This is a genomic window from Candidatus Marithrix sp. Canyon 246 (genome assembly GCF_001723685.1).
GTDB lineage: Bacteria > Pseudomonadota > Gammaproteobacteria > Beggiatoales > Beggiatoaceae > Marithrix.
The window spans coordinates 37,080-54,565 of sequence record NZ_MCBX01000001.1 but is presented as its reverse complement, the minus strand read 5'-3'; the positions used below and the strand labels follow the sequence as shown (position 1 = coordinate 54,565).

The 17,486-nt window shown below is 34.0% G+C and carries 11 protein-coding genes; 2 read left to right on the top strand and 9 right to left on the bottom strand.

The window, feature by feature from the left end; genetic code table 11:
• Window positions 1-96: 96 nt before the first annotated feature.
• The 3 genes from BHU68_RS00215 to BHU68_RS00205 all read right to left on the bottom strand — a co-directional run bounded on the left by BHU68_RS00215 (window position 97) and on the right by BHU68_RS00205 (window position 3,110).
• A complete protein-coding gene (locus BHU68_RS00215; protein WP_069471852.1) occupies window positions 97-354 on the bottom strand; it encodes a hypothetical protein in 258 nt (85 codons plus the stop codon).
• A gap of 42 nt (window positions 355-396) precedes the next feature.
• Window positions 397-1,806 (bottom strand): glutamate--ammonia ligase, encoded by a 1,410-nt coding sequence (gene glnA, locus BHU68_RS00210; protein ID WP_069471851.1) that lies wholly within the window; start codon window positions 1,804-1,806, stop codon window positions 397-399.
• A gap of 167 nt (window positions 1,807-1,973) precedes the next feature.
• On the bottom strand, window positions 1,974-3,110 hold the full coding sequence (locus BHU68_RS00205; protein ID WP_069471850.1) for a cation diffusion facilitator family transporter: 1,137 nt from the start codon (window positions 3,108-3,110) through the stop codon (window positions 1,974-1,976).
• Between the two features lie 84 nt (window positions 3,111-3,194).
• Between BHU68_RS00205 and BHU68_RS00200 the strand changes: the two genes are divergently transcribed.
• Window positions 3,195-6,377: a hypothetical protein gene (locus BHU68_RS00200; RefSeq protein ID WP_069472851.1), complete on the top strand. Its 3,183-nt coding sequence runs from the start codon at window positions 3,195-3,197 to the stop codon at window positions 6,375-6,377.
• A 44-nt stretch (window positions 6,378-6,421) separates the two neighbouring features.
• Here the strand turns inward: BHU68_RS00200 and BHU68_RS00195 are convergent, their stop codons facing one another.
• Together BHU68_RS00195 and BHU68_RS00190 are read right to left on the bottom strand one after the other, a co-directional pair.
• Window positions 6,422-9,955, bottom strand: a complete 3,534-nt coding sequence (locus tag BHU68_RS00195; protein ID WP_069473690.1) for an InlB B-repeat-containing protein — start codon at window positions 9,953-9,955, stop codon at window positions 6,422-6,424.
• Between the two features lie 3 nt (window positions 9,956-9,958).
• Complete coding sequence (locus tag BHU68_RS00190) at window positions 9,959-12,265, bottom strand: hypothetical protein (RefSeq protein ID WP_069471527.1); 2,307 nt, start codon at window positions 12,263-12,265, stop codon at window positions 9,959-9,961.
• A gap of 70 nt (window positions 12,266-12,335) precedes the next feature.
• Here BHU68_RS00190 and BHU68_RS00185 point away from each other — a divergent pair, with 70 nt between their 5' ends.
• Window positions 12,336-12,740, top strand: coding sequence for a hypothetical protein (locus tag BHU68_RS00185; RefSeq protein ID WP_069471528.1), 405 nt, complete (start codon window positions 12,336-12,338; stop codon window positions 12,738-12,740).
• 10 nt (window positions 12,741-12,750) lie between these two features.
• Here the strand turns inward: BHU68_RS00185 and BHU68_RS00180 are convergent, their stop codons facing one another.
• From BHU68_RS00180 to BHU68_RS00165, 4 genes are all read right to left on the bottom strand, one after another.
• Complete coding sequence (locus tag BHU68_RS00180) at window positions 12,751-13,191, bottom strand: YqaA family protein (RefSeq protein ID WP_083234139.1); 441 nt, start codon at window positions 13,189-13,191, stop codon at window positions 12,751-12,753.
• Window positions 13,192-13,536: 345 nt separating this feature from the next.
• On the bottom strand, window positions 13,537-15,087 hold the full coding sequence (locus BHU68_RS00175; protein ID WP_069471529.1) for a GmrSD restriction endonuclease domain-containing protein: 1,551 nt from the start codon (window positions 15,085-15,087) through the stop codon (window positions 13,537-13,539).
• A gap of 1 nt (window position 15,088) precedes the next feature.
• Window positions 15,089-16,084 carry a hypothetical protein gene (locus BHU68_RS00170; RefSeq protein WP_069471530.1) on the bottom strand — a complete coding sequence of 332 codons (996 nt, stop codon included), beginning with the start codon at window positions 16,082-16,084 and terminating at the stop codon, window positions 15,089-15,091.
• Window positions 16,081-17,337: an AAA family ATPase gene (locus BHU68_RS00165; protein WP_069471531.1), complete on the bottom strand. Its 1,257-nt coding sequence runs from the start codon at window positions 17,335-17,337 to the stop codon at window positions 16,081-16,083. The genes BHU68_RS00170 and BHU68_RS00165 overlap by 4 nt, the downstream gene beginning before the upstream one ends.
• Between the last annotated feature and the right edge of the window lie 149 nt (window positions 17,338-17,486).

Below are 17,486 nucleotides of genomic sequence, written 5' to 3'. Positions count from 1 at the left end.
GTAGAGCGAAGCGAAACCCACCAATCACGTCAAATGGTGGGTTTAGCTTCGCTGACTTCGTATCGCTTCGCTCTACCCACCCTACAAAAAAAATTACTAAGCAGCCTTATTCGCCATCAATTCCATGAATTGATTACTTGTTTCCATTTGTTTACTCACCATTTTCATAATTTCCATCATGGATTTTTGCGTTAATGCAATGTTTTCAGCTTGAATTCTCTGAGTTTCCAGAATACGCTCTGACATTTCACCAATTCTATCTGCCATTTTGCCTATATCATCAGATAGCCGCAATACGGTGTTATTAAAACCCTCATATCCTTCAGTTACTTTATCTGTATATTTATTTAACATCTATTTACACCTACCAAGTTTAGACCTGTCAGGTCTGATAGTTTATAAACTATAATACATATCAAATTCAACTGGATGAGTTGTCATACGTAAGCGTGTGACTTCTTCCATTTTTAGTTCAATATAAGCATCAATTACATCATTAGTAAATACGCCACCTTCTAATAAGAATTCACGATCTTGATCTAATGCTTCTAAAGCTTGATCTAATGAAGAACAGATGGTTGGTATTTGTTTGGCTTCTTCGGCTGGAAGATCATATAAATCTTTATCCATAGCTTCGCCGGGATCAATCTTGTTTTTAATTCCATCTATACCTGCCATTAACATTGCGCTAAAAGCAAAATATGGATTTGCTGTTGAATCTGGGAAACGGATTTCAATACGACGTCCTTTAGGATTACTTACATAAGGAATACGTATTGATGCTGAACGATTACGTGCAGAATAAGCTAAAAATGTTGGAGCTTCAAAGCCGGGAACTAGACGTTTATAGCTATTTGTACTTGCATTAGCAAAGGCGTTGATAGCACGAGCATGTTTTAGAATTCCACCAATGTAATAGAGAGCATCTTCTGATAAGTCACCATACTTATCACCAGCAAATATGTTATTACCATCTTTACTTAAAGATTGATGCACATGCATACCATTACCATTATCACCTACTATTGGTTTAGGCATAAAAGTAGCAGTTTTTCCATAGCCATGAGCAACATTAAATATGGCATATTTAAGTATTTGAACTTCATCAGCTTTTTTTACTAAGGTATTAAAATCTACACCAAGTTCACATTGTCCAGCTGTGGCTACTTCATGATGATGAACTTCAGTTTTGATTCCCATTTCTTCAATCGTTAAGCACATTGCTGCACGAATGTCATGTAAGGAATCAACTGGTGGAACTGGGAAATAACCGCCTTTAGTAGATGGACGATGCCCCATATTACCATCATCATAGACTTTTTCAGAATTCCAACCAGCTTCTTTTGAATCAATTTCACAAAATGAACCGCTAATATCTGAACCCCAACGTACATCATCAAAAATGAAAAATTCATTTTCTGGACCAAAATAGGCAGTATCAGCAATACCAGTTGATTTTAAATAATTTTCTGCGCGTTCTGCCAATGAACGTGGATCACGTTCATAACCTTGCATAGTATTAGGTTCTACTACAGAACAACGAATATTTAAGGTTGCATCGTCAAAGAATGGATCCATAACAACAGTTGATGGATCAGGCATTAAAATCATATCAGATTCATTAATACCTTTCCAACCTTCAATGGATGAACCATCAAACATTTTACCTTCAGTAAAAAAATCTTCATCAACTTGATGTGTAGGTATAGTTACATGCTGCTCTTTACCTTTAGTATCTGTAAAACGTAGATCAACAAACTTAACTTCTTCGTCTTTGATTATGTTTAGTACGTTATCAATGGACAAAATATACTCCTATAAATGCAATTTATTAAATTAGTCAGCTTTAATATTATCATAGTTCATCAATCATGAAACTCATACATAAATTAATTTAGCGATAATAAATATTAATATCAAAAGACCTGACAGGTTTTAAAAACCTGTCAGGTCTGAAGTTTATCATTTTCTAGTTAGCGATAATAAATATTAATAGTATTAATATCCTTTGTATTAGCAGCTAATTCATTAAAACCTTGAGATAAATCTGCCGCTTCATCAAGACTTGTTACGATATTTAATGGTAAATAAACATCAACTGTTAATTTACCTGCTATATAATGTAAGGTAATTTGTTCAATATGTTTGGTAACAGCTAAGCCATACCAACATGCTTGCAAATCATTAACAATCTTGCTACGTAAAGGTAAATTCAAATTCAATTTAAATTCTTCATCATTTTCAGGATCAATATGCACCATTACGTCGCTGATTTCTTCAAATTTCTCAATCAAAGTAGATTTAACTATTTCAGCAATATAATGCCCCTCTGAAACACTGATATGAGGATCAACTAAAATATGCAGATCAACTAAAGCATTATGTGCCATTTTGCGAGTACGTAATTCATGTAAAGCACATACTCCTTCTACTGATTCAATAGTTTCAGTAATTTGATTGAGTTTATTTTGATCTAATCCTGTATCAACTAATTCCTTGAAACTACTCATCATTAATGACCATCCAATATGAGCAATCATGAAACTAACTCCAATTGTAGCCACCGCATCTAGCCAAGAAAAACCAGCTAAAGTTCCAGCAATACCAATTAATACAATAAATGAAGATATAGCGTCACTACGATGATGCCAAGCATTAGCGCGTAACATTGGCGAACGCACTTGTTTAGCAATATAAATTGTATATTGATATAAAATTTCCTTTGCAACCAATACGATGGCGGTTATTACCAAGGTAATTGCTGTGGGTTCTAATAATAATTCCGGAACTAATAAGCGTCGTATAGCATCTATAAATATGCCGATTGCTACCAAGCTTAATAATAAACCAACAGCAACAGTAGCAACGGTTTCAAACCGAGCATGACCATATGGATGTTCATTATCAGCATCTGCACTACTAAACTTAGCAGCAACTAACACTAAGCTATCACTGATTAAATCAGACAAAGAATGTAAGGCATCAGCAATTAAGGCTTGAGAATGTCCAATAATTCCAAATATAAATTTTATGATAGTTAATAAAATATTAACTAATACCCCGACAAGGGTAACGTTGCGTATTGCGATATAACGGTCGTTTGATGACATAATCTTATTTCATTCCTTATTGTTGTTTATACATATTAATAGTGTTATTATATTTTCTCTAATTAATTTGAGAGTATTTTTAATATGAAACCTGATTCATTTAAAAAAGCAGCACCACCGATTTTTAGGTGGTGGTTATTTGCTTTAATATTCCTGTCACAAGTGTCTGCTTATGCAGCGGCACCAACCTTTACATCTGGTTATCCTAAAGTAGATGCTGCTGATACCAAACATAGTTCCTTAGAGCTAAAAGTTCAAACCAATGAAATTGGTAAAGCTTATTATGTTGTATTAGCAGATGGAGCAGCCGCACCTAGTGATGCTCAAATCAAAGCTGGGCAAGATGATCAAGGTACTGCTGTTGACGCTGATAAAAAAGGTGTTTTAACTTTAACTGCTGATACTGAAGCTAATAGTTATATCATCCGTTTAACAGCAGCAACTGATTATGATATTTATGTAGTTGCTGAAGATTCTGCTGAAACTCTAAATGCTCAAGTGGTAGTGAATGTTACCACAGCGGCAGCACCTAGTGATACTACTCCGCCTGTGTTTGATAGTCTTGGTAATTCCAAAACTGTTGGAGCAACTACAATTGATTTTGAAGTGAAAATCAATGAAGATGGTACAGCTTATTATGTAGTTTTAGATGATAATGCCACAGCACCAACAGAGGCACAAGTTAAGAATGGACAAGATAATGCTAACGAGGATGTAGCTGAGAATAAAAAAGGAAATTTAGACTTAACTGCTAATACAGGGGCTGTTGCTTCTATATCTGGTTTAACTTCATCAACTAGTTATGATCTTTACATAATAGCAGAAGATGCTGAAGGTAATGTTGCAACTGCTGAAACATTCTCGTTCACTACACTTGCTCCTTTAACTAATATTAGTGGTAATTACAATAATACAGGTAAAACTCTTACTAATATTACTATTGAAGCAGGCGCAACAATCACAGGTGGCACACTAGCTGGTACAATAACAGGTGATGCGACAAATCCACCTACATTGGATGGTGTGACAATTGCCTCTGGTGCCACATTAAGTTATGTAATTTTGAGTAGTACTGTCGTTTTACCTTCTCCACTTACTACAATTACTTTTGGTTTAGGAATTCAATTTCAAAGTTTATCAATTCTACCAGCAGGTTTTGACTTAACTTCAATTCTACCAATTCTTACATTTCCTATAAGTGGCGTAACTTTACCAGCAATAATAGATTTAAATATTAGTATTATAGTAAATGGTCCAACCTTGTTATCTGAAATAACTCCGGCAAGCACGGTTTCAGTTTTTGGATCTGGTGCAGAAATTAACTTAGTAAGTGGAAGACTAAAAATTAAACTGAGTGACGGTGGAATGTGTGGATTTAGACCATCTAGTGCAAATTCAGGTGGTGGAAACAGAAGAAGTCTTCGCATTTCTACTGGAAATGAATATGGATTTGGAAATGCATTATATCTTACAACTAATGGTGTAGAAATAAAAAGTCAACCATCAGTACAAAACTTAGAAAGTTTAACTTCATATTTAACAGATGAAGGATTCACAAATTTAACAGTTAAAGATGATGGTAATATATCTGTAGAGAAAGATGGTAAGACTATTATTTTCAGACCCTCTATAACAAGCTTGGAAGATCAGAACGGAACGCTTGGATTTCAAAATAATAAATCATTTAAAGACGGTGGTTTAGTGACATTCATCTTTGAAGATGATGAAAGCGGAAAAAAACGTGAACAAGTTCTATATCCAGCACCTGTATCACTTGATAACATGACTGAAACATCTGTTACTATGCTTACTCAGAATAATCAAATGAATGATTCTTATCCAGAAGATGGTAAACTGAAGTTTGAGTTTGATGGTACAACTTATGAAGGAACATTAGATTATTATGTAGAAACAGGAACGTCAACAGCATTTGCAGTTACTGATAATTCAGATCATTTCTTAATTACTTATACTGATGGTACAAAGCAAAAACTATTTAAAGTTGCAGACAATAGTAGTAGCCCTCCTGTTCAACAGCAGCCAACAACTCCTACTGATCCTGATCCTGTTGATCCTACCGAGCCTACTGAACCTACTGAGCCTCTTAAACCAATAGAGGGCAAAATTGACAATACAGGAACAACACTGACAGATATTACTTTATTAAAAGATACTGTGATAGAAGGTGGTATTCTAGAAGGCAAAATTGTTGGACCAGAGAATGGGTTTGTTAAATTAGATAATTTAAAAATTTCTGCTAATAGCGAAGTAAGTAATGTAACTATTGGTAAAGATGTTACTTTTGGCGCAGGTGTCAGTCTAAAAAATGTTATATTTGCTGAGGGTGTAACTATACCTCTTGATATTAAATTAGGTACTGGTGTTAAATTTACCGCAGCAAATGATATACCGATTGGTCTTGACATAACTGCAACTCTACCCGGCTTTACAGCTCCAGTAGCAGAAGTACAACAACCAGCAGCAATTGATTTATCTGCTGATCCAGTTGTAAATGGTAAAGGTTTATTACAAAAAATTAATGAACAACCTGAGTTTGCAGGTAATGATTTACAAATGGATCAAAGCAATAAAACTGGTAATCTACAACTTGAAATTGAAGGCTTAATTTTTGAAGTTGCTCCAATTAAAGTAAAACGTGCTTCTAAAACAGGTGATGGTACTGAGTCAGTACGATTAGGCTTTGGAAATACAGTTATCTTTACAACTAAAGATGGTCTGGAAATTGAAGCTTACCCAGTAGTGCAAAGCATAACAACGCTAAAAGCCCTATTAGCTGCACTTAACATCACCAAATTCACTATCACAGAAGACGGTAATCTGAAAGTGCCAACTCTTGATGATAGACTTTGGATTAGCGGCAGAGCGGCATTATCCAGTGAACCGGCTGAAGCTCAAGAACAAACTGGCTTCAAATTTAAAGGCGATTTAGTAGTATTAGTCTTTGAAAATAGCAATGGCGAAAAACGTCAACAAGTGCTATATCCAGCACCAGCATCAAATGGGATAATTCAACAATCTGGAGGAGCTTCATTAAGCGAAGAAGGAATTTTATCCTTTAAATTTGGTGAAAAAGCTTATACAGGTAGATTGGATTATGGAATAGAAACAGGAGAAGCAACAGAAAGTTATGAGGTTACCGACATTGAAGATATCAATGGAGATGGCGTAAAAGACTTTTTGATTACCTATCCTCAAGGTGACAAGCAAAAACTATTTGCTTTACCACCAGCAGTAGCTACTGAATAGTAGCATATAAACCTGACAGGTTTTTAAAACCTGTCAGGTTTTTTTTATTGTTTATATTTTTCAATGATTTCAAATAAAATAATTCTATCTAACCAAACCTGCCCATCAAAAAAGTCATCTATTGCTTTTTGCATTTCTGCATCATTAATTATCCCATCTGGACCAGCGTAAATACTTATAATATCAGTCTTTTTGTCAATTTGTACTTCAATATTAGCTAAATTTCCAGCACTATCTAAAATATTAATTGCATCATGCCCTTCATAATTTTTAGGGGCTGTATAGGTAGTTTTTATAATGTTTTTTTGTTCTGCTAATTTAAGCTCATTGTCTGCTATTTTACCTAAATTAGCTGTTATGGTATAACTTCCTGTGCCACCACCTATTGAAATCTCTTGTGTTTCATTACGATTAATATATAGAGTTTTAGGTGAGGCAAATAATCTAGTAGAATATACATTGATTTGAGCTTGTGCAGTTTTGCCACTATTGTCTTGCACTTTTACTTGATAACTACCTCTTACTTTTGGAGCTGTATAAGTAATGTTATCATCTTTTTGTACATAATCACCAGCCTCAACTATCCACTTATAAGGCGCGGCACCTCCAATACTAGTTAAATTAGCACTATCTTCTGGATAAACATGTCGCATTGATGGAGTTATTACAAAGCCACTTGAGGATACTTCTAAGGAAGCGGTTGCTTTATTTCCTTTTGCATCAATTACATGAATAAAGGCTGGTCCAAAATTTTTGGGAGTTGTCCATATTACAGTTTGCCCTTCAATTTTATCTAACTCACCTTTACTAGCAACCCAACGTTTTTTACCAAAGCCACCACTAGCATGTAAAGTTAATTTATCTTCTGCATCTAAACGACCAGATTTAGGTGTTATTAATAGATCTAAAGCAACTGTAATTTCAGCACTTACTTGATTTTCTTTAGCATCAATGACACTCAATGTATGAGTACCTGCTACTTTAGGTGCTGTATAATTAATTACTCCATTTTCTAAAGTAGCTTTGCCTGCACTGATATTTAAACTGTAAGGCTGAATACCACCTAAAACACGTAATTTAGTTGTTTCTTCAGGTTTCATAAATAATTGTTGTTGACTTAATAATAATTTTTCACCAACTGAAACTAAAACTTCCTTATTATTACCTAAACCATCAATAACTGTAACAACATATAATCCAGTTTTTGCAGGCGCATTATAATTAACAGTCTTGCCGTTTTGTTTGTCCAACTTACCTTGGTTCATATTCCAAGTATAATTACCATCACCTCCACTAGCTGTAAGACTAACTGTTTTATTGCTAGCAGTTACTACTTTTTCTGGTGTGACGCTTAATGGAGCTACTATATTAATAGTGGCTTGAACTTGGTTCTGTGCATTATCAATGACATTCAATACAGCAGTGCCGCTAACTTTAGATTGAAATATATAACTATTTTTAGATTGTTGTTGTAAATCACCTTTATCTGTTTGAATTTGATAGGGCGGTTTGCCACCAGTTACTTTAAATATTGTAGTTTCATTGACTACTATTGATGCACGATGTGGTGTAATTTCTAATTTAGGATTAGAACGCACTAAGATTGGAATAGATAAACTTTGATCATTAACAGTAATTTTTAAGGAACTGACTCCTTTATTAGTACCAGTAATAGTATATTTCTCAATGGAAGCGATATTAGAATCAATAGTTAAAGTAGCATTATCAATAATGGTTTTAACGCCGCTTTGATTGACTAAAGAAATATTTATTGTTTTAGACGAACCTTGTTCTAAAGATAATATGTTTGGTTCTACTTGTAAAATACTGCTTTGAGCTTGTACTTGAATGCTGCTTTCAGCGGTAAAATCTTGATATTTTGCTATGAGTTTAGTAGCACCAATTGCTTTAGCAATAATTTGAGCATTGTTAGAATTAATCTCTATAATATCAGGATTTTCAATAGAAAAATTGACATTAGCTATTAAATCTTTTGATTTACCATCAGCTTGATATCCTTTTACAGTGATAGCTTGCTTATCTCCTACGAATAAATTCAAACTATTAGGTATAATACGAATAAATACAATCGGTTTTTCACCTGAATCATTATTTACTGATGCAAAAGTTAAATTAATTCCATCGCTTATCCAAACATCAAAGCTACCAGTTTCTTCAGGCACTGTATATATAGCAGTTTTACCATCAGCACTAGCTTGAATATTACCACGTGTCACTGCCCAAAAGAAATTACCAGCACCACCACTAGCAGTAAATTTTAACTTTTGTTTAGCAACTGCCTGAACATTACTAGGCTTAATTTCTAAATCACTAAATTTTTGAAATATCGCGCTGATGTCTATTTTTGGTTGTTTTAAAACTAAGTTAAGCGGATTTTGTTTACCAAATATATCTCCACTCCAAACTAAAAATTCATAATTTTCATCTGCAATTGGAATTAATGTCACCTTATCATCACAACGATATTCTGCTTGTTGAGGTTGAATATCTATTTGTCCATTTTCCGCAGTGGCATTTAATTTGACAGTTTTGATTTTAAAATGCGCAACGGTTTCTTTATCGCTATCCAAAGTTAAATTGCATTCTTTAAGACTGTCTTTACAAGCACCTTCCCAATGAGAAAAGTCATAACATTCTGATTTAGGGATAGCGATTAGATTAACTTTGTCTTTATCAGACTCAGTTTTTATTTCACCACTATTTTTTGGTGAGACACTAGTTTTTAACTCAAAAGCACGAATTTTAACTTTAGTTTCTTCAGTGGCAGTATCTATTTCTTTACCATCAGCACTTACTGTTACAGTATTAGTTAAACTATCCTTGGCATTCAATGAAACCTTAACTTTAATAATAATGTCTGATGCAGTTTCTCCAGCTTTTACAGACTGAATATCACATACAACTTTATTGTCTTTTTCAGAGCAGCCACTGGCACTTATAAATTCAACATCCTTTGGTAAAGTATCTTCAACTTGTATAAGTTTAACATCGTCTTTACCTATATTTTCTATGCTTAGTGTATAAGTCAATTCCTTACCTTGTTCAATAGGATCAGGGCTATCAGTCTGAGTAATTTTAAGATTTACTTCTGCCTCGGTAGCAATTTTAGTTTCTTCAGTGCTGGTATTATCAGAACTATCTGTTTCTACACCACTAGAACTTACAGTTGCAATATTAGTTAAAATATTGTTAGCATCTGATGGAAGCTTAACTTTAATAACAATGTCTGATGTAGTATCTCCGGGTTTTAAAAAGCCTTTTTGAAAATCACATTTAATTTTATTGTTATTTTCAGAACATTTCCAATCAATGCCATCAGCACTTATAAATGCAACTCCTGCTGGTAATGTATCTTCAACTTCTATAAAACCTACATTATTATCGCCTATATTTTCTATAGTTAATGTATAACTAAGTTCACTATCTGGTTCAATAGGATCAGGGCTATCTGTTTGTGTAATTTTTATATTTACATCTGCTTTTAGATCCACATTATCATCAGCCTTAACAAACGCGCTTTGTAGTAACAAAACTACTAATATTAAATATTTTGCCATGATTTATTCTCCTAAAAACATTTCTGTAATCACAAATAATTCTGTACGACTAATCCAGCCTTGTCGTTGGAAAAAGTCATTTAAAGCTTTATTCATTTCATTATCATCTAATTTGCCATCACTACCTGCATATATATCAGGAATACTAGCTATAGTTTTATTGTTAATAAAGACACGTAAGTTTTTAACGGTGCCGGTAGCATCTTCAAGTAGAATTATATCTTCAGTTTTTGAACTAGGAGCTGTATAAGTTACTATTTTACCTTCAGTATTAGATAGTTGTCCAAATTTAGCACTCCAAGTATAATCAGCTACTCCTAATAAAGCTTGTAAATCAGCCTGTTTACCCGCTGCTAAAATTAAAGATTCTGGAGTAAATTGCAATTCACCTTGATAAACAACCACACGACTTTCTGTGGTTTCTCCACTATTATCTTTAACTACAATTGTGTAATTACCTGCTACTTTTGGAGCAGTAAAAGTAACACGTTCACCATCATTTTTAGATAAATCACCTTCACCTTTCACTGACCAACTATAAGGTGGTGTGCCACCTAAACCACGTAGTTTGACTTGTTTGCCGGGTAAAATATAACTTTCACCCGGAGAAGAATAAAAACCGTTTATACTTACTAAGACTTCAACTTGTACTACTGTACCAGCTTGATCAGAAATAGTAATAACATCGCGCCCGGCTGTGTTAGCGGCTGTATAACTGGTTTCTGAAACATCACCAGTTTTGGCAGTAACTTTATATTTGCCATAACCACCACTAATATTTAACTTGGCTTTTTGCCCTAGCTTTAAAAATAACTCATTAGGTGTGACTAGCAATTTAGATTGAACAGTGACTTTAATTTCAGTATTACGCGCTTCACTATCTGTGATGTTAATAGTATAATTACCAGCTACTGATGGTGCTTGATAATAATAAATATCATTTTCTTGTTGATATGTGCCAGCAGTTGTTGATATTTTATAAGGAGCTTCTCCAGCTATAATATAAAAGCGTTTTTCTTCATTATAATTAAGAATAAATTCATTAGGAGTAGCAATTAATGTATTACCAACATTAATAATTGCTCTTTTAACTTGCCCTGTTTGATCAAATACACTGACTTCATAAACTCCAGTTGCTTGGGATGCAGTATAAGTAACTGTTGCAGCTTGCGAATTATCAAATTGACCACTTGATATTTGCCATCTATATGGCGCAATACCACCACTAACATTAAATTCTGCTTGACTATTAGCTAATAAATTCACTGCTTGTGGTGATAAAGTTAAGCCTTTAGTAATTGTCACACTTAAAGAAATTTCTGTTCCTGCTTGATCAATCACATTGATAATATCATTACCTGTACTTCGTGCTGCATGATAATACCAATTTTCACCATTACCATTAACTCTACCAGTTTCAGCAGTAACAATATAAGGTGGTGAACCGCCACTAATATTAAAAGCTTTAGATGTTCCTACACCAACATTAAATTGTATTGGAAAAGCTTCTAAGGCTAAATCTGAACTAATAAAAACTGGCACACTGGCATGTAAATTATCACACACACATTCAATAACGGCATATCCTTGACTAACAGCCTCTATCAATGCCTTATTTACTTTAATCAACTTATTATTAGATGTGAAATTACAAGCGGCAGAATCTTGTGCTTTTAAAGCACCAGATTTTAAGATTTTAAATATTTTCAGTTGTTGTTTACTAGCGGTATTAATATAGAGAGGGGATGGTTGTACTGCCAAACCAACGCTTTGTGTATCCTTAATTTCTACTTCTATCTGTGTTGTTTTGCCTTCTAAAGTAGCAGAAATTATAGCTTTACCGACAACATGCCCAGTAATAACACCATTATTAACTTCAACTATTGAAGCATCACTACTTTTCCAAACAGCCGCTTGAGTATAATTGCGTTTAGTCTTATCAGATAACCATGCTTGCAATAATAAACTTTGTTTAGCACCAACAGCTAAAACTTGATTGCCACCTAAAATTTCGATTGCCAAAACCACATTTTTATAAACTTCAATTTCAGCAACAGCTACACTGTTACTATCTGCAACAGCAATACTATAAAATCCAGCTTCTTGTGGAGCGGTATATTCGACACTAGTGCCTAGAATATTGAACTTACCTTTTGCAGATAACCAATGTAATTTTCCAACATTTCCAGTAACCGAAAAAATTTGAGTAGCTCCGGGTTTTAAAGAAATAGATTGAGGATTTATAGTAAGACTATTTGCTGCTAATGGGTAACAAATAATAAAAATTATTATCTTATTAAATATATTCATAATAGATTCCTGAAAAATAAGCTTATTATATTATAATTTATATTCTAATATTATCATAACAAGGAAATTTATGAGTAAATACAATTTATTTTTAATAACTATAGTTGTCGCTTTTATAGGCAATTGGATTTGGAATTATAATCCTCGTGTGGGTGAATTAAATGATTTATTATCAGAAGATGTTGAGTTAGCTAACTATCCTTATCAATTTACAGTAATAGAATTAAAAGATGGAAATGCTATTATGTCAAGCCCTAGATCAGCTCAAGTATCGGTGTTAAAATTCTTATCAATTGTAAAACCAGAATTACGTCATAAGGATTCTGATAGCCCTGAAGTAATAGCCGCTCAAAAAGAATTAGCTAATCTTCAATCTAAAGCTAAAAAATTCATTTTAATGCAGGCTGATGTTAATCGAGTAAATTGGCAGATAGATAAATCTTGGTTTGCTAGTTATGGTGTTTATCTTGATTGATTAACAATGCCTAACATGAGATAATAACAACAAAATAACGAAAGGCTTTTCCTAAAGCTACCCAAAAAATAAAAATATACAAATTAAGCTTAAAAATTCCTGCCACTACTGTCAATGGATCTCCTATTATCGGAATCCATGCAAAGAATAAAATTGGCGATCCCCATTTTTGATAAATTTGTTCGGTTTTTTGTGGTTTATCAGAATTTACTTTAATGTATCGTGATAATATGAAGTTAGCTCCTAACTTACCAATATAGTAATTTGTGATAGAACCAAGAGTGTTACCTGTAGTTGCGATTGCAAAAATCAACCAAGCGTTATAGCCAGAAATAGTCATAGTCGCAACAAAAATTTCCGAACCAAGCGGAAGTAATGTTGCTGCTAAAAAACTAACAATAAAAAGACTCAAATATTCTATCATTTTAAATAAGGTACTAATAATTGCCATTATTGCAGACAAAATTTGTTTGTCTAGTACAAAAGGATTATCTCGACTCCATATAATTATAATTAGTACAACGAATTACGTGGATAAACTAATTTTATAAATTCTAAAGGTTTCATATCTGATGATGGTGGTTTTTTTTGGTTTTTACCATGTGCTACCCAATCTCTATAGACATATATTTTTTTACATCATATTGAGCTAACATTCTCTTGAACCCTATCATAAGCTAACCGCATCTGTGGCAATGGATTAGGCTTCAATAGTTTATCCACGTAATTCGCTGTACTCACGTATATTAATCAAATATTTTTAATTTCAGGAATCTAATTCCAGCATGGCGATATTCTATTCAACATCATAGTCAAGCCCCAATGGTTGTATAAACTCTTTTTCCAATTCAATGAGCGTTTTTCTGCGTTCTGACAGAAAACTTTTATAGTCACCTTTTTTAAGTGCTTGTGTGGCTGTCTCAGAAATGGCATGACTGCGTAGAAAATCATTTGTCCAAATTGTTTCGGAATTCAACAAATAATTTCTAAATTGAGAAAATGCTTGCGGTTCAATAATAAAACAGTTTTCGGGTGCTGACGAAGTAGAAATAAGGCGTAGTATGGCATAACTCCCATGTAAGCCAAGCAATTCACCCACATTTAAAGTTTTTCCATCGACTGTTTGCGGTGTCAGTTCAGCTAATCTTAATGCCAATAATTTGGCACGCGAGGATTTAAAATGAAACCCTTTTGGTAAAGGCGCAATTTTTTCCTTGATTCCAATTTTATAAACATTTCCCTTGGCTAACGAGATAATATCTTTAACCGCATTTGCCATACTAGTGTCGTTTATACCAATAAACGCTTCAGTGTAAGCGGATCGCCACAGCCAATTTTTCAGTTCCTGAAAAACAGCATCATTCGGGAGTAGGTTAGTTCTCATAGCCTCAGCTAATAGGACACTCTGATAATTGTAAGGCAAGACTTTTGGAGAAAAAATACCACACTCTTTAAGAAATTTCGCCACTTGAATCAAATAGCCTGCCGCCTGATCAAGTATTTTTGGATTTTTCTTGAGTTCATTACTTGTTTGCTCAGCATTCGGTTTATAAAGTGCTAAATTTAAAATCCCTCTACAAGCTGACAAAATGAATTTTTCATCCAACTTTTCCCAGCCCACCTCGGCTAGTCTTTCTTGTACCTCTAATATTTTTTCTCTTAAATCAAATTGTTTACTCCAAACTAAAGCAGCAACCATATCAAGATCACTCATACGAGTGCCGCTGCTATTAATGCGTTGAAAGGTGGTAGTTGCATGTTCTAAGTCGTTTGTTTCAACCACCACCAGTGGTATTTTATAACTTAAAAACATTTTGGAAACTTGATCAGCTCGCTCAATGAGTTCATCATCCGTCAACTTACGCAAAAACTTCAACAATGCCAAATTATCCAATAAAACATTAACCGGCATCCATGTGGATTTAGCGTCTTTGCGTAATTGCAACAGAAAATCTTGTTCTTCTAAGTCATAATACACTCTCCAATCAATATCATCGACGATATTCGATTTATTCACAGGACATTTCAGTGCCCCAAAAAGTGTTGAAAGTCTTTGATGTCCGTCTAACAAATAGGTGCGCGTTATACCGGATTCTGGCGGTTTGGGTACAGAAAGTCCCCCAATTTTATCAAATGTTGCCAGACGATATTTGGTCGTTTCCCAAACGAGAAGACTGCCTATTGGTATGCCAGATTTAATACTCCGCAAAAGATCTAAACGTTGTTCATCTTTCCAAATGAAACCACGTTGAAATTTAGGCACAAACAATTTACCGCTTTCAATTTGATCAAGTAATTGGTAGAGATATTTAATTTGTGGATCAGAGATAGAATTTTGAATGCTCATTTTATACTAATGACAACAGTTTTTCCAACATTGGGTTAAGCTCTTCTGTTAAATTATCTTTTAACAACCAATCTTCTTGTATTTTGAATTGTTGCTCTTTAAATAATTCAGCAATATCATCTCCAAAGCCATGTTCTAAGGTTTTTTTCACTTCATTAGAAATATTATCATAAAAGTCACCAACATCTTTATTTTCATCAGCTTTAAAACCTTTTTTCATATTAAAATGATGACGTTGCTCATAGCTTAGTTGTTTGAAAGCATTAACAATATTTTTCTTAGAAACATCTTGAATTTTTTGATGCACATTCATGCCCATCCATGCTGACAACACTCCATAAGGCAAATAATTCTCAATCGCCCTTCGTTTTAATTGATGATAAGGAATTATTTCCTTGCAAGCTGTTACAATTTTAGTAGATTGTTTACTTGGTTTATTAGGTTTAAGAGCATCACTGTCAAACAATGCAAAACTACGCTGACATTTTTCTGGAAAATTGGCAATTTCTTCAATCCATTTCAAAATTTCACCAATTCCACCGCCTCCCTCAAATTTTATTCCACCATTTTTTAAAAGTTCTTCTAATTTATCTTTTCGCCACCCAGTAGCCGTGGCTCTCAAAAAAGCAGAATCATTACGTCTATTTTCAACAAATATAATGAAATCTTGAGCCAAAAATTTTAAGGCGATTTTTAATGGTAATACCGGAACTTTTAAGAGCCATTGAGGTTTATCAACATCAGCAACTTGTATTGTAAGTGGTGAAAATTGACCATATTCGTCTCTATCTAAACTATAGCCTGATTCAAATACCCATTCACATTCATCACGAATATCATCACTTTGTTTATCAAGCCAATTAGACACTTCATTAGCATCTAGTGGCTCTACCTGTATCAAATGACGACAATCAAAGCCTAATTTTATTAATGAAATAAGATCAAGTTGATTGATGTGTTGGCAAGCAAACATCTCAGCTTTTAAAATCACTCTCATAGATGTTTACGCCGTTCTTGGACCAATTGTTTAGATAATTCTATATCAGTATAAAAAACATTTCTTGGCCATTCACCTTGTGGTCGTCCTTGCTGGTCAAAAGTGACCGGCTCAGCAATACTCCGACCATCATCAAATTGACGTACCCAATAAACCATCACCGATTTTGGATCCAGTTTTCCTCGTGCAATCTCAAGTTGAGTTCGCAATAGAAAATTTTCAGAATGGGTTTCAAGTAAAAGTTGAGGAGGATTATCTTGCCTAGCAAGATCAAAAAAATATTCTGCTAGTGCGGCATGATATCGTGGGTGAAGATGTGATTCCGGTTCTTCTATAGCTAAAATACTACCCTCGCTTGCCATAGTAGCAGCAACCAGCACTGGTAAGAGCTGTATCAATCCTTCTCCTACATCAACAAGATTTACCTGAAAAGGCAAATTAGTTAAAGCTTGTAACTTAATCTGGAAATGATCCGGCATTTTTTCGATCACAATTTTTTGTTGCACATTTTTTTCATACCAAGCAGAGACTTTTGGTAAAATTAATAAGTCTTCAAAAATCTGATCATAAGCCAAAATATCAGCTGCGCCGCGCCCATCTGCTTCTAACTGTTGAGGCGCAGCACCTTGAAATGGATTATTTCTAATTGGTAGATGCCGAACAGCACCTAACCATTGTATATTGATATTTTTCAATTGCTGACATTGTTCAATCAAAGAGCGCAGTTTAGTGGGCAACTCTGAGTTATCATGCAAAAATGATGGTAATAGTCCTTCAAATTTAAGTATTTTTTTATAAATAACCGGCTTTTGAACATCATACTCGTTACTTAGTTTTTGATTTGTTGAAGAATCAAGATTCCATTCAGCAGACATAAGTATTGTTTTATCTGAGTCTAATATACTGAAATTTGAAATAATATGGGTTCTCAAGCTTGGCAATTCACGAAATGTCCATTTTAGAGTATGAATGTCAGTATCACCCAAAGATAATTCTAAATCAAATTCTTGTCTCCCACCGAGACGAGATAATAAATCACTAAAATGGCTCCCCCGCACAGCGGCACTATCTAATGCTAATGCGGTACGAGATGATTGCCCATTAACTGAATCCGCAATCAATGGCAAAGCACGCAATAATCCACTTTTACCAGAATTGTTATACCCAAACAAAAGCGTTAAGGGGCGTAATTCAATACGGGTGTGTTCAACATACGAACGATAATTTTTTAAGCTAAAAGATTGAATGATCATATACTGTCAAAATTGTTTTGTAGGGTGCATTGGCAATGCTTCACCTAGATATTCTATCATATTATAGTAAGTTTGCGATTATCTTGCTAATAATTAATAATATTTAAATTAAAGGAGAGTTAAAGTCAATCTTATTAGTTTATCCACGT

Coding starts and splice junctions, on each gene's coding strand:
- BHU68_RS00215 (WP_069471852.1), bottom strand. CDS start 354: ATGTTAAATAAATATACAGATAAAGTAACTGAAGGATATGAGGGTTTT.
- BHU68_RS00205 (WP_069471850.1), bottom strand. CDS start 3,110: ATGTCATCAAACGACCGTTATATCGCAATACGCAACGTTACCCTTGTC.
- BHU68_RS00200 (WP_069472851.1), top strand. CDS start 3,195: ATGAAACCTGATTCATTTAAAAAAGCAGCACCACCGATTTTTAGGTGG.
- BHU68_RS00195 (WP_069473690.1), bottom strand. CDS start 9,955: ATGGCAAAATATTTAATATTAGTAGTTTTGTTACTACAAAGCGCGTTT.
- BHU68_RS00190 (WP_069471527.1), bottom strand. CDS start 12,265: ATGAATATATTTAATAAGATAATAATTTTTATTATTTGTTACCCATTA.
- BHU68_RS00185 (WP_069471528.1), top strand. CDS start 12,336: ATGAGTAAATACAATTTATTTTTAATAACTATAGTTGTCGCTTTTATA.
- BHU68_RS00180 (WP_083234139.1), bottom strand. CDS start 13,191: ATGGCAATTATTAGTACCTTATTTAAAATGATAGAATATTTGAGTCTT.
- BHU68_RS00175 (WP_069471529.1), bottom strand. CDS start 15,087: ATGAGCATTCAAAATTCTATCTCTGATCCACAAATTAAATATCTCTAC.
- BHU68_RS00170 (WP_069471530.1), bottom strand. CDS start 16,084: ATGAGAGTGATTTTAAAAGCTGAGATGTTTGCTTGCCAACACATCAAT.
- BHU68_RS00165 (WP_069471531.1), bottom strand. CDS start 17,337: ATGATCATTCAATCTTTTAGCTTAAAAAATTATCGTTCGTATGTTGAA.